Genomic DNA, 12,511 nt, shown 5'->3' on the forward strand with positions numbered 1-12,511 from the left:
TGCCGTGTCAGGCCAGGAGGTCGGCAGCCGCCGTGCGAAGCAGGCGGACGAGTTCGGGGGTGTCGGCCTCGGGATGGTGCGCGTACAGGAGATTACTGGCGAGCATGGCACGTTCCGCGGTCGTGCCCCGTTGGAAGTCCGCCGAGGCGGCCAGTCGTGCCGCCCAGGCCGGAACATCAGCCCGCCACCGTGTCCGCCGCCGCTCGACGAGGAGGTCGGCCCGCCCGGCCCGTGCCTGGGCGAGGGCGCGCCGGATGTAGACGGAGTTCACGGGGCAGTCGGAGCCGAACATGCTGCGCGCGAGGTCCGCGCCCCGACGGTCCTGGGCCGGGGTCGTCTGGGCGGCCAGGAACTGCTCGTCGTCCAGAAGGGCCTCGCACAGACGCGTTCCCCACTGCTCAAGGTGGGGAAACCGGGCCTGCTCCTCCCGCACGGCCCTCACGTCCTGCTCCCACACCTCCAGGCGCCGATCCAGTTCCTCGGCCCAGTCGGCCTGGATCCGGTAGCGGTGCGCTTCGGCGCCGGAGCGGAACACGGCTGAGAAGCCGCTCAGTTCGCCCTCGCGCCGCGCCGCCTCGGCCTGCGCCTCCTCAAGGCCGCGCAGACCGGGATGCTCCAGGTCTTCCGCTCCGTCAAGGCGCCCGGCCCAGCCGCCTTGGTACCGCTCGACCACAACGCGGTCCGGCTGTTGTGCGGCGAGCGCCTCCAGGAACGCCTCCCGGTCGTCCCAGTCGAGGATCGAGGTCCCTGCGTCTGCTTCCAGGGCCCGGTCCGGCAGGCCCGGTCGCGGTTTCGGGGTGGTTTCGATGCGCGGCCGGCCGCGGCCTGTGCGAACGGTCGCCGGCTCGTCCAGCAGGCCCTGGAGCCCGGCAAGCAGCAGCTCGAGCTTTTCCGCCGGCGGCCGTTGCTCCTCGACCCACTCCAGGGCGCGATCACTCGCACGGACCTGCACGCTGAAGCTGTCACCGCTGCCGTAGAAGTCGGAACCCGGGATGTATCCGTAGTCGGCGATCTCTTCGGTGGCCGCCTTGATGACACGGGCATCCCGGTCGCTCGGTGACTCGGCGGCGACCGTGACGGGCAGGGAGAACCTCAGGGCGCCCACGTAAGTGGCGTTACCCGGCATTCCCAGATCGTCGTACAGCTCGATGGTGTACTCCCCCGGGGCGACGCCGCCGATGTGGGCACTCAGCCAGCCATGGACGGCGTCGTCGTCATCGTCTTCGTCGTCCCCTTCGTACCAGGGGCCCTCCACAGAGTCCTTCGCCCACGCCTCCCAGGCCTCGTCGGCGTCACCGCCCACGGCCTCCAGATAGCGGTTGGGGTCGGCCAGACCGTGGTGGACGGCGGCGGAAGCGAAACTCACGGCGTCACGGGCATGAGTGCCGACGATGTCAGGATCGATTCCCGCACGCACCAGAACGTCGGCGTCATCGGGACTGCATCCCAACTGGAGGAACCTCGCCCTGGCGGCTCCACCCTCATCAACGCGCACGGTCTCCACTCTCCCCCCCTGCACGCCGCGTCCGGGCTCGTTCCCATGGCGAAGCGGATCAGGTGACATGAACGCCGCCAGTATGCTGTTCATGCACTGAGTTCACAAGAATTCTCGGCCGATGGCCGGGGAGGGGACCGCTGACAGTGAAGACTCCGGCCGTACCGTCCCGGACCTCGGGCCACCCACAGTTCAAGGAAGAGTTCGTGAGTGAGAACGGCCCCACCGGAAGAGTCCAGCCGGCGCGACCCGGCGACCCCTCCCACATAGGCCCCTACCGCATCGTCGGCCGCCTCGGCGCCGGAGGCATGGGCACCGTCCACGCCGGAGTCGCGTCCGACGGAACGCGCGTGGCGGTGAAGGTGATTCATCCGGAGCAAGCCCAGGAGCCGGAGTTCAGGGCTCGTTTCCGGCGCGAGGTGGAACTGTCCTCCCGCGTCACCGGACCGCACCTGGTCCCGCTGCTCGCCGCCGATCCTGACGCGCCGACACCGTGGCTGGCCACCACCTACGTTCCGGGGCCGACGCTGAACAAGCACATACTCGCTCACGGCCCGCTCACGGGCGGGAGCCTGTACGCCTTCGCGGCCGCCACGGCACAGGCGCTGGCCTCGATTCACGCCGTGGGAGTGGTGCACCGTGACGTGAAACCGCAGAACGTCCTCCTCACGGCTGCCGGCCCCCGGGTGCTGGACTTCGGCATCGCGCACGCAGCCGACGGCACGAGTGTGACTCGGACCGGGGTCATGACCGGAACCCCCGGCTGGATCAGTCCCGAGCAGTACCGCCAGGGCAGCGCGGGGTCGGCGGGTGACGTGTTCGCGTGGGGAGCGCTCGTGGCTTATGCGGCCACCGGACGGCTGCCCTTCGGGGCCGGCGCACCTGACGTGGTGGCCTTCCGCGTGATGTCGGGCGACGCCGACCTCGACGGTGTCTCCGCGGCACTGCGCCGGATCGTGGAGAAGGCGCTGGCCAAGGAACCGGGTGACCGCCCGTCAGCCGCCGAAGCGGCCCAGGAGTGCACGGCGCTGCTGGCCTCTCAGGTTACCCAGGTGACTGGTGACGACGCAGTGCCGGCGACGGCCGTGGACATGATCACGGCAGTCTGGGAGGTACCACCCGCTGAGGACCCCACGTGGCAGGTTCCCAGGGAGCGGGGCCGTACGAAGAAGCGACTGGCCGGCGCCCTCGTCCTGGCGGCAGGCGTCGTCGGCGGACTGGCCGGAGGAGTGGCGGCGCTGCTGCCCGGCGACACCGGAAACGGCCACCGCCCCTCCACGTCCGCGGCGTCGCCGCCCGCCTCGACCAGGTCCGCGCAGGCCTCCGCGAGCACCGCGAAGGCAGACCCGGCGGCGAAGCAACAGGTCTCCGGCAGCGGCGAGGCGAACGCGGCGAGCTGGCAGGAGGCGCGAGCCGCCCAGGGCGCGGGCGAGCACGACGTGGCGCGCGCGGTTCTGCACGACGAGGGCGTGGAGGCCCAGTACCTCGGCGACGGCGCCGACTTCACACCGGAGACCGTGCGGTTCCACGAGTCGCGCCGCGAGGTCTACCTCTCGTACCGGCTGGCCTCCGACGAACAGGGGTCGCTCTACGCGGAGACGGATATCGCCAGGCTGATGTGCATGACACTGCGGGACGTCGTGCTCCGCCTGCACCCCGACCTGCCGTACCGCACGTACGTCATGGTGAAGCAGGAACAGGGTCAGGATCCCCAGGTGACCTGGCAGGACGACTTCGTCGCCGACACCGGCTGCCAGTCGGCCGCCGACAACGGCAGCGGGCAGGACACGGACGGTTCGCAGGACTGGCAGCCGGACGACGACGGCCTGGGGCAGGCGATGATCCCCAGCACCGACCAGGCGGAGATCAGGGTCGCGGACGGCGCCGCCAGGAAGATCATCGCGGGCACGAACGGGATGCGTCAGACGCTGGGAACGGATCGTGTGCTCGGCAACGGGCAGATCAAGGTGGGCTTCGACCCCGCCAACTCGGCGATGTACGTCTGGTCGGACTACGTGCAGTGGAACGAGCAGCAGGTCGAGTCCTGGGCGGACATGGCCGCCGGAGAGGCGTGCCGGGCTCTCGTGAGTGAGCGGGAGAGCGCGGGAAGCGCCTGGCCGTACTCCCGCTACGCCGTGGCGGAGATCGGCGGCTCCCACTACATGATGGTCCGTTGGGGCACGGCCACCACGCAGGCCGGCTGTCCGGCCTGAGTGGCACATCCCCGGTCGTGGCCGAGGTTGACCCTCGACCTTGTCGAGGGAGCAGAGTTCCGGGTGTGGAGAGCGAGATGCGCAGCATCGGGGAGATGGCGCGGGACAGTGGACTGGGCGTGAGTGCGCTGCGGTTCTACGACCGCGCCGGTGTGCTGGTCCCCGCCTGGGTGGACCCGGTCAGTGGCTACCGGTGGTACGACCCCGGGCAGCTGGAGGAGGCCCGAGTGCTGGCCCGTCTGCGCCGGGCCGGTATGCCGTTGGCGGACATCCGGCTGGTACTGGCCGGCTGGTCCAGCACGGACACGGAACTGGTGCGGGGGCTCCTCCAGGCGCACCTGCGTCGCCTGGAACTGGGCCTGTCCGATGCGCGCAGCGAGTTCTCCACGCTCCGAGCACTACTCGAGCACAGGGAGAACCCCATGACTGCGATCCGCACCGCCACCGTCCAGCTGTCCGTCCCCGCGCCGGAACTGGCCGCCGCACTGGACGCCGTCCGTTTCGCGGCTGGTTCGGACCCGGAGCTGCCGATGCTCGCCGGTGTCCTGTTCGACATCGAGGGCGAGGGACTGAACCTCGTTGCCACCGACCGCTACCGGATGGCCGTCGCCCGGGCCGCCACCACCGGGTACGACGGCCCCCGCGTGCAGGCCGTCGTGCCGCTGCCCCTCGCCGATGCGATGCGGGCGCTGTTGCAGGGCGAGGAACCGGTGCGGCTCGCCGTGGACGGTGACCGCGTGTCGCTGGAGTCCGGCGACCGTCAGACGGTCGGCCAGTGCCTCGACCACGACTTCCCCGACTACCGTCGCCTGGTCCAACTGCCGGCCGGCCGCCGGGCCCTCGTCGATGTGGCCGCGTTCCGCGAGGCGCTGGAGACCGGTCCGGTCCGCGCGAGGCAGCTGCGCGAGCAGGACGGCGAGCGCTGGGACGTCAGCGTGCTCAGGATGGCGGACGACGGCACGGTGACGGTGTGCGAGGACGGTGACGACGACCGGGACAACATCGGCGTCAACCGGGAGTTCCTGCTGGACGCGCTCGCCGCCGGCGATCGGGACGAGCTGATCCTGGACCTCGGCGCCCCCACGGCTCCGCTCGCGATCCGCCGGCCCGAAGAAGAGCCGGCCTTCTCGATCCTGATGCCGATTCGTCTGGAGGATTAGGTCTTCTGTCCACGGAGGTTGGTGACGGAGGCCAACCGAAAGGCCCTCATGCCTCACCGTGACGCACCCCTGACCGAGACCGGCCGTCCGCGGCAGGCCCTGCTCACACCCGCCCACCTCCGCAACGGCCAGCCCTGTGCCCGGCTCGCGGTCCACCGAGCTCAGTTGTCCGGCTGGTCCATGGAGTCGGACGAGGTGGACGTCGGCAGCGCATCCTCCTCCCGGAGCAGTTCGATCACGCCGATCGCGTCATCGTCCTGAGCGAGGTCGGCGTCGCTGAAGTCAAAGTCACCGGTCAGGTCACCGCCCGATTTCTCGATCAGGAAACGTTCGCGGTACGCGTCGCGCGCCGAAACGGCGATCCGATCGATGAGCATGTAGCTCAGCCCCGCGCCGACAGCCATGCCGGCGATGGGCACGAACTGCCCGAGCTTCTTCTTCGGTAGCTGCTGCGTGAACTTCGCCGCGAAGGACTGGGCGATCTTGGTGAGAACCTTCTCGTTCAACTTGGCCCAAGGAGCGTTCCTCACCAGCAACTGGGTGAGTTGAGACAGTTCGGCGTAAGCGGCCGTCTTCGCCGATGTGCCCGTGGACATTCCCAGAGCGATCACGGACATCACGAAGATTTCCTCTTCGGGATCGCTTGGGTCGTAGCCGTAGTAGAGAGCTGTGGCGGCGACCGTTCGAGCGGAGAGGGCGAGCATCATCGCAGTGTCGGCGGCCATCGCCCCGGCCACGGTTCCGAATCCGGGTGCGGCACCCGCACCCGCGCCGGCGATTGTTCCGGCGCCGACGAGCAACTCGCCGCCTGTCACGGCTGCGGCGGAGCCGAGGCCGGTTGCCGCTGCCGAGAGCGCGTGGCCGTACCGAAGCAGGTTGTGCCTGGTGACCTCGTCGACGACCCGCAGGTCGAGCTCACTGATCTCGTCCAACCCGGCGACGTCGTGTCCGGCACGTCGATACTGTTCGACGACACGCTTCTTGCTCACGGTCCGGCTTGCGGTGTCTCCCACAGCCTTGCCGAGACCTCTTGCCGCTCCGCTGTAGGCGGCGGCCACCTTGTCGGCGCCCGGGGCGCTCTTCACCTTCTGGCCGAGCGAGGCGAGTCGGTCCCGGGCCGACTGCGGAAGAATCCTCCTCGCCTCCTTGCCGAGGGAAGCCGCCTTTCGCTTCTGGAGTTTGTCCCACTCCTGTTGTTCGTAAGCAGAGAGAGTCATGTCATCGCCCCCGGTATCAGAGTGTTTGAAAGCAGTCCCGCATGATCGCGGCCATGAGTGTGCGCCGCTGGACGAGGAACTCCTTGCAGCTTCCCGCCGTGATCTCAGCCGGATTCGCCGGGCCCGCACGGCTCCGGAGGCCCCGGGGGCGGTGGTTCGCGGTGGAAACGGCGCTCACTTCGCCCTCTTCTTCGGTGGAGCGTCGCCGACTCCGGGCAGGGGACGTGCACCCTGCAAAGGGTTCTTCGCCTTCTTCCCCCGCTGCGTCTTCTTCGCTCGCTCCGACTTCTTCGCCGCCGCGATCCTCTTCGCGTCCCCCGTCTCCTTGGAGCGTCGGCTCCGCCTCGGCTTCCGTGCCGGTGTGTCCGGTCGGCTGTCCAGCCAGCGGCGGGTCGTAGCCATCTCGGCGACCAGCTCGGTGCGTTGCGGTTCCGGCAGTCTCGTCAGTGCCTCTTCCGCCCGCGTCATGAGAGCCGCGGCGTACCTGGGCCTGGGGCCGCGTCTCTGCCGTGCGCTGCGCAGGGCGTGCCGAATCTCCGTGTCACGGAGCAGGGGAGCACCGGCGAGGCGCTCCGGCTTAGGCCGGGCCGCGGGCTGTCGAACCAGGCCGCCCTGGACGTGCACGATGGTCTGGCGCTGAGCGGGCTCCGCACTGTGCTGTGCGCCGAGCTGACCGTCCGCGGTGAGCGGCAGCCGCGGCGGGGCCGTACGGGACGGTACCCCGTACACGGCGAACGCCCGGTCCGCCTCACGCTGGCACCACCGTTTGAGTACCGCCGCCGTCGCGGGAACCTCGCACCCGACAGCGGCGACCACGTCCCCCACGTAGGCCGGCGGGTCGCTCTCCCCGGTCCTGATCAGCGCCGACAGCAGCGGACTGCCCTCACCGCCGCCGGTCCGCTCCACTGCGACCAGCAGACCGACGCGGTCCGGGACGGACAGCCCGAGCAGGTCGCTTCCGGCGGTTCGGGTCAGCGCCTCCCAGGTGGGCCGGGTCCGGAACCTCGCGGCGCTCACCAGTGCGTCCTTCAGCGCGAGCACCTGCTCCTCTCGGGACCGCTGCACCGGCGCCGCCCCGCGCCCGGCTCGCGCCTCGGCGGCCGGGGCGGTACCCGAGCGGCGGCGCGGCTCCACTCCCGGGATCCGGAGTCCCGCAGGGGTCATCGCACAGTCGTCCAGGGGCACCCAGTCGGTGCTGCGCCGGGGGTCCTCCGCCCTGAGTCGGATCCGCCGTACCGCACCATGCGTCTCGAAGCGGAAGCGGAGCAGGTATCCGTACTCGTCGTACAGCTCCTCCATGGTCTCCGGTTGGGCCGTGCCCGGACCGAAGACCCAGTCGAGGGTGGCCGATTCACTGGAGAGCCGCCGGCGGGCCCGCTGCCACTCGGCGTGCGCGAGCCTGCTGAACTGGAAACGCACATGCTGCTGTCCGGCCGCGCCGACCCGGAAGTCGACGGCGTCTCCGGGGCCGGAACCGAGGTCGCGTGCCGTGGCCCGCCCCTTCAGCCTGTTGCGTCCGGTCCATCTGGCGAGGTCGTCCTTGATGAAGAGGTGGTCCGCGCTGGCCGCACCGGTCGCCGTACGGTGGCAGGAGGTGTGGGGCCGGTGAGCGAAGTGGCAGACCTTGTCGCGGTACAGACGGTCCGACAGCTCGTTTCCGCAACCACCGAGCTGGGTGCCGCACCAGTAGGTGTAGGCGGGGTGGCTTCGGCGCCAGCGAGTCAGTTCGTCCGCGTCCGTCGGCAGGATGATCGCGCGTCCGGAGTTCCGGCTCCCGATCACCGCGGTCTGCACGAGTCTGCTGTCTGAGCCGTTCACGAATCTCCCCCGGGCCACGCGCGCCTGCCTGCCGAGAGGGCGGGCGACGTTTAATCGACGTCAGTATGGTGATCCATGCACTGAGTTCACAAGGGGCGAGCGTCATTTTCCCGCATTCGGGCCGCGGTCGAGCGGCCGGTGGCATAGGTTCAGCATTCGTCGGTGTCCGAGGCCGGGAGGGCGCATGCAGAAGGGCACACCGGAGTACGAACAGGCTCTGGAGGCCGTGATCGAGATCCTTCGTTCACGGGCACGCCAGGGCGCGGCGCCGATTCCGTACGGCGACCTCAGCAGCGAACTGGCGCGGCTCGGTCATCACGTCCCCGCCCACGACGGCCCCATGCCCTACCTCTTGGAGGATGCCTCGGTCCGGGAGAGCCCGGACGGATCGCTGCCCCTGCTGTCGGCCCTCGTGGTGCTGAAGGACAGCGGCTGGCCGTCCGGTGGCTTCTTCAAGCTGGCCGGGCGTGCGCCGTACAAGCGGGCGGGCGACGACGTGGTGTTGTGGACCCGGGAGATCGAGAAGCTGGCGGAGCACTACGCCAATCGCTGACGGTGTCCTTCGTCGGCGTCGCGGAGGCTCCGGCCGGAACTGTGCCCGGCGAGGGGGCAGCCGCTACGAACCCCAGCGGTCCGCGTACGCCTGTACGAGAAGCAGTCCTCGGCCCGACGTCTCGTCGGCGGGCTGTGGTGTCGTACGCGGTGGCAGGCACTCAGGGCGGGTGTCGGTCACTTCGATGCGGAGGGCGCTGGGCAGGAGGAGCAGCACCGGGCGGAAGTCGCGGCCGGGGAGGCTGCCGTGGCGGAACGCGTTGGCCGCGAGTTCGGCCGTGACGAGGGCGACGGTTCGGGCGGGGTCCGAGTCGTGCGGGAGGCTGGTCCACTCGGTGAACTGCTGAACGGCGAGTTGGCGGGCCAGGCGGGCGCCGCGTCTGGTGTTGCTGAAGCGCAGGGCCAGGTGGTGGGTGGGGGTACGGGGCGGCGGGGCCTCGTCGGTGGGCTGATGCCGTGTCACCGGGTCAGGACGGGCGGATGCATGGTCCGCTGACCAGGTACGACGGCCGTACGTCGGTGTCGTCGTACGGGGTGGGTGGCTGGCCGTCTTCTTGGTTGTACGGGCGTTGTACGGGTTCTGATCGTGTCCCCGTTGATCCGGGCCGCGTTGAACATGACCCGGTGGGGGCGTGGAGCGGGATGCACTTCGGGACGGACGGGCGTGGGCGCGTGAAGGCGGTACGGGACGGGCGGAGCGGGCGGGCGTTGAAGGCCAAGGAGGAGGCGCCGGATCTGCCTGGCGTGTGGTCGGCGTACGGCGTGCTCCTCCAGCATCCGCGGAAGCGGGCGGGTTGAACCAGCAGCAGCTCGGGGAGGCCATCGGTTACTCCCTGGAGCAAGTCGCCCCGGTCGAGTCGTGCCGGGGTTGTTGCAGACGGAGGGTCGGGCGCGGGCACTGTTCGCGCAGCACTGCCCGCCGCTGAGCGAGGAGACGATCGACCAGCACACGGAGGCGCGGCTCAGTCGGCAGAAGTTGCTGACGCGAGTTCCGCTGGCGGAGTTGTCGTTACCTGATTGGTGGGGAGGCCCTGCGAAATCCGGTGGGCGACGCGGAAGTCACGCAGCTTGACCAGTCCGAAGTCCAGGATCTTCACGATGCCGTCCCGCCGGATCATGATGTTCTGCGTCTTCAGGTCACGGTGGACGAGGTCGGCCGCATGGACGGCGGACAGTCCCGAGCACAGCTGAGCGGCGACGGACCGTCGCCACGTTCGGATGATCCAGGCGCGCGGCCGCCCGTGTCTCCCTGCCGCACCTGCCCCATCACGCCCTGCCCCAGTCCCGACTCCAGGCGATAGCGGTCACTGAGCACCAATCCCGGCGCGAGACCCGGCATCTTTCTTGGCCTCCACATTTCCCACACATCACAGTGGAACGCGACCTCTGTGAACAAAGTCAATGAGGGTAGTAGCCTTCCCAGCAGTACGGCGACTGGGGACGCCGACCAGCCCAGCCGCAAGTGACTCGGAGACCGATCGATGAGTACCCCCGACGCCGTACCCGTCAGCCTGGCCGAGATCGCCCGGATCGCAGGTGTCGGGCGAGCCGCGGTGAGCAACTGGCGCCGCCGCCACGACTCCTTCCCCATGCGGATCGGGGGCACCGACGTCAGCCCGCAGTTCTCGCTGGGCGAGGTCGAACAGTGGCTGCGGGACAACGGGAAGCTGAGGGACATCGGCGGTCGGGAGCTCCTCTGGCCGCGTTTCGAGGCGCTGGGCAGCAGGAACGAGTCGGGGCTGGCCGTCGCCGAGGCGGCTCGCCGGATGCGTTCCTCCAAGGCACGGATCGCCCATCCCGAACTCTCCGCGCAGACCCGGGACTTGGTGGCCGAGGCGGCGAAACTGGGGCGGGCGGAGGGGCCGCGCGAGACCTTCGAGTTCCTGCTGCAACGGTGGCTGGAAACCCATGTCCGGCAGCTCAGCACCACGCCGCCGCAACTGGCCGCACTGATGGTCCGGATCGCCCTCGCCGTCCGGATCGGCCCGGAGAAGGACGGACTCACCGTCCTCGATCCGGCGTGCGGTACGGGACACCTGGCCGCCGCGACCGCGCAGGAGTACGGCCGTCCGGGCCTGGAGCTGCTCGCCTGCGAACTGGACGCCGCGCTGGCCGCGCTGGCGTCCGCCCGGCTCGAGTTCGTCACGGAGGACCGTGACATCCGTACCCGTGTCGCCACGGCCGACGCGCTGCGGGAGGATCCTTTCGGAGGTATAAAGGCCGACATCGCACTCTGCAACCCTCCGTTCAACGAACGCGACTGGGGCTACGAGGAGCTCGCCACCGACCAGCGCTGGACCCATGGGCTGCCCCCGCGGACCGAACCCGAACTGGCCTGGGTGCAGCACCTGTTCTCCCACCTCAAGCCCGGTGGGTCCGCCGTGGTCGTTCTTCCTCCGGCGGTCGCGTCGCGCAAGGCGGGCCGCCGTATCCGTGGTTCGCTGCTGCGCACCGGAGCGCTCCGGGCGGTTGTGTCCCTGCCTCCGGGCAGCGCCCAACCGCACAGTGTGTCCTTGCAGTTGTGGATCCTCCAGGCAGCGGCGGACGGCTCTGCCGCTCCCCCGAGCCAGGACGCTCTCCTGGTGGATGCCACACGCTTCGCAAGACCCGGTTCACGCGAGCCGAGCCCCGACTGGGGCTCTCTCGGCTCATTCGTCCTCACCGCGATGGCGACCCTCGACCACCCGGGCCAGGACCCGCCGGAGGGAGCGGTCCGAGTCCCGTTGCTGGATCTGCTGGACGACGAAGTGGACGTCACCCCGGGGCGCTACACCGCATCGACGGCGGAACCTACCAGCAAGGAACTCCTCGCGAACTGGGACGAGTTCGGATCGCTGCTGACCGATCTGGCCGATCACGCGCGGCACCTCTCCGTGCTCGGCTTCGAGGCCGGTGCCCCGCAGACCACCGCGACTGTGGGAGACCTGGTCAAAGCCGGCGCCCTGACACTGCGAGCCGGACAACAACCGCTGGAGTCGGTGACACCGGCTCGCGGGGCCACCGTGCCGCTCCTCACCGTCGCGGACCTGCTGCACGACGGCGCTCCCGGCGGAGTACTGCCCGCCGACTCGGCGCACGCCGTCGCCGAGGAAGGTGACGTCGTGGTCGCCGGAGTGATCCGGGCCTTCAAGGCGTGGGTCCACGAAGGACCACCGGTGGCCCTGGGCCCTCAGCTCCACGCCCTGCGGGTGGACCCGGAGAAGCTGGACGCCCACTTCCTCGCCGGCTGTCTGCGCGCACCGGCCAACGGGCGCCAGGCAGGCACCCACGCCTCCAGTTCGTCCCGGGTCGACATCCGGCGTCTCCAGGTGTTGCAGCTTCCCTTGGAGAGGCAGACGGCGTACGCCGAGACGTTCCGTCGCCTCAGGGCCTTCGAAGCGCTCGTCGTCAAGGCCGAGCGTTCCGGTAAGGGATTGGTGAGCGATATGAGTGATCGTCTCGCCGCGGGTGGGCTGACCACCTGACCCTCACCGGCCGGCGCAGGAGGAGTCGGTGACGGCCTGCCCGCCCACGTGGCCGCGCGAGATCGCCGGCACGGAACACCGGCCACCACCGGGTGCTCGACGTGGAACACCCGAGGGAACGCTTTCCGCGATTCATCAGCAGTAGTCGTCACTCCCCCAACATGTGGCGCGGTTCGCCATGTCAGGAATTCACCGCCTTCAGGGTGAACGAGTACCTCCCTGGGTAGGGTACGCGAGCAGGACTGGCAAGGGGGGACATGAACAACACGGATAACGCGCTGCAAGACGCTCTGGATCTTGCCGACGCCATCACTCTTCTCCGTGATCAAATCGCGGAAGCGCAACTCCGGTTGGCGACCACCGGAGACAAGGGCGTGCGATTCACGGTCGGGGAAATCACACTCGTGTTCGGCGTGGAACTGTCGCGGACCCGGGGGCTGAACGGGGGTCTGCGGTTCGGCCTCGTCAACTCCGACGGCAAACGGGAGAGCGGCCGCAAGGCCACGCACGAGATCACCCTGAAGCTGAATTCCAGCGGTCCGACCGGACCCACCGCGGTGGACGACGAGATGTAGCGGATCGTTCCGAAGGC

At 69.6% G+C, this 12,511-nt stretch carries 10 protein-coding genes and 1 pseudogene; 6 read left to right on the forward strand and 5 right to left on the reverse strand.

The window, feature by feature from the left end:
- Positions 1-7 precede the first annotated feature (7 nt).
- Positions 8-1,366: a hypothetical protein gene (locus tag ABZ915_RS15505; protein ID WP_361801850.1), complete on the reverse strand. Its 1,359-nt coding sequence runs from the start codon at positions 1,364-1,366 to the stop codon at positions 8-10.
- Positions 1,367-1,701: 335 nt separating this feature from the next.
- On the opposite strand from ABZ915_RS15505, the gene ABZ915_RS15510 reads away from it, so the two are divergent.
- Both ABZ915_RS15510 and ABZ915_RS15515 read left to right on the forward strand, forming a co-directional pair.
- Positions 1,702-3,708, forward strand: a complete 2,007-nt coding sequence (locus ABZ915_RS15510; protein ID WP_361801853.1) for a serine/threonine-protein kinase — start codon at positions 1,702-1,704, stop codon at positions 3,706-3,708.
- A gap of 77 nt (positions 3,709-3,785) precedes the next feature.
- A complete protein-coding gene (locus tag ABZ915_RS15515) occupies positions 3,786-4,868 on the forward strand; it encodes a MerR family transcriptional regulator (protein WP_361801856.1) in 1,083 nt (360 codons plus the stop codon).
- A gap of 161 nt (positions 4,869-5,029) precedes the next feature.
- Here ABZ915_RS15515 and ABZ915_RS15520 read toward each other — a convergent pair whose 3' ends face one another.
- Positions 5,030-6,085: an EcsC family protein gene (locus ABZ915_RS15520; RefSeq protein WP_361801859.1), complete on the reverse strand. Its 1,056-nt coding sequence runs from the start codon at positions 6,083-6,085 to the stop codon at positions 5,030-5,032.
- A 174-nt stretch (positions 6,086-6,259) separates the two neighbouring features.
- Complete coding sequence (locus ABZ915_RS15525; RefSeq protein WP_361801862.1) at positions 6,260-7,903, reverse strand: hypothetical protein; 1,644 nt, start codon at positions 7,901-7,903, stop codon at positions 6,260-6,262.
- A gap of 184 nt (positions 7,904-8,087) precedes the next feature.
- On the opposite strand from ABZ915_RS15525, the gene ABZ915_RS15530 reads away from it, so the two are divergent.
- Positions 8,088-8,456 (forward strand): hypothetical protein, encoded by a 369-nt coding sequence (locus tag ABZ915_RS15530; RefSeq protein WP_361801865.1) that lies wholly within the window; start codon positions 8,088-8,090, stop codon positions 8,454-8,456.
- 63 nt (positions 8,457-8,519) lie between these two features.
- On the opposite strand, the gene ABZ915_RS15535 is transcribed toward ABZ915_RS15530, so the two are convergent.
- Entirely contained in the window at positions 8,520-8,918 is a 399-nt protein-coding gene (locus ABZ915_RS15535) for an ATP-binding protein (RefSeq protein WP_361801868.1), read from the reverse strand.
- Between the two features lie 396 nt (positions 8,919-9,314).
- Here ABZ915_RS15535 and ABZ915_RS15540 point away from each other — a divergent pair, with 396 nt between their 5' ends.
- The gene (locus ABZ915_RS15540) at positions 9,315-9,527 is read left to right on the forward strand and encodes a Scr1 family TA system antitoxin-like transcriptional regulator (protein ID WP_361801871.1); all 213 of its coding nucleotides are present in this window, start codon (positions 9,315-9,317) and stop codon (positions 9,525-9,527) included.
- 1 nt (position 9,528) lies between these two features.
- Here the strand turns inward: ABZ915_RS15540 and ABZ915_RS15545 are convergent.
- Positions 9,529-9,657: pseudogene (locus ABZ915_RS15545) on the reverse strand (protein kinase); the annotation flags it as partial.
- A 279-nt stretch (positions 9,658-9,936) separates the two neighbouring features.
- Here ABZ915_RS15545 and ABZ915_RS15550 point away from each other — a divergent pair.
- Positions 9,937-11,919, forward strand: a complete 1,983-nt coding sequence (locus ABZ915_RS15550; protein ID WP_361801874.1) for an N-6 DNA methylase — start codon at positions 9,937-9,939, stop codon at positions 11,917-11,919.
- Between the two features lie 257 nt (positions 11,920-12,176).
- Positions 12,177-12,494, forward strand: a complete 318-nt coding sequence (locus tag ABZ915_RS15555) for a trypco2 family protein (RefSeq protein WP_361801877.1) — start codon at positions 12,177-12,179, stop codon at positions 12,492-12,494.
- Positions 12,495-12,511: the final 17 nt, after the last annotated feature.

The organism is Streptomyces sp. NPDC046915 (assembly GCF_040644935.1).
GTDB lineage: Bacteria > Actinomycetota > Actinomycetes > Streptomycetales > Streptomycetaceae > Streptomyces.